1 protein-coding gene is annotated in these 809 nt (G+C 65.1%); it reads left to right on the top strand.

All coding sequences use genetic code 11. From position 1 onward, the window contains the following. On the top strand, positions 1-809 hold an 809-nt coding region (locus B879_RS24015), incomplete at both ends, for a Tn3 family transposase (protein ID WP_157231795.1).

Raw genomic sequence — 809 nt, 5'->3', positions numbered from 1 at the left:
GCCGCGGCGAACGCCGCTCTGATCGAAGCCCAAGCCAGGGTGCCCATCGTGCAGTTCTGGGGCAAGGGCCTGCTCGCCTCCGTCGACGGCCTGCGCTTCGTCGTTCCCGTGCGCACTATCAACGCCGCGCCCTCGCCGAAGTACTTCGCAAAGAAGAAGGGCGTCACCTGGCTGAACGCGATCAACGACCAGGTGGCCGGCATCGGGCAGATGGTGGTGCCCGGCACCCCACGTGACTCCCTGTTCATCCTGGACGCCCTGTTGAACCTGGACGGCGGGGTGAAGCCCGAGATGGTCGCCACCGACAATGCCTCCTACTCCGACACGGTCTTCGGGATTTTCAAGATGCTCGGCTACCGCTTCTCCCCGCGCTTCAGAGACCTCGAAGACCAACGGTTCTGGAAGGCCCAAATGCCCGGCGCCGAGCCGGCAGACGGATACGGAGCGTTGGAGGCACTGGCCCGCAACAACAAAGTGAACGTGAACAAGGTGCTCACGGCTTGGCCGGACATGCTGCGGGTGGCCGGCTCCTTGGTCACCAACCAGGTGCGCGCCTATGACCTGCTGCGGATGTTCGGGCACGAGGGCCGCCCCACACCGCTTGGCCAGGCGTTCGCCGAATACGGGCGGATCGCCAAGACCCTGCACCTGCTTGCCGTTGTGGACCCCGTGGATGACACCTACCGGCGGCAAATGCACAAGCAGCTCACCGTGCAGGAGTCCCGCCACAAGTTGGCCCGGGAGATCTGCCACGGCAAGAAGGGCACCATTCACCAGGCGTACCGCGACGGGATGGAGGACCAACTCGG

Origin of the sequence: Cecembia lonarensis LW9, from assembly GCF_000298295.1 — a bacterium.
GTDB classification, from domain to species: Bacteria; Bacteroidota; Bacteroidia; order Cytophagales; family Cyclobacteriaceae; genus Cecembia; species Cecembia lonarensis.
This window is presented reverse-complemented; position numbering and strand designations above follow the sequence as displayed.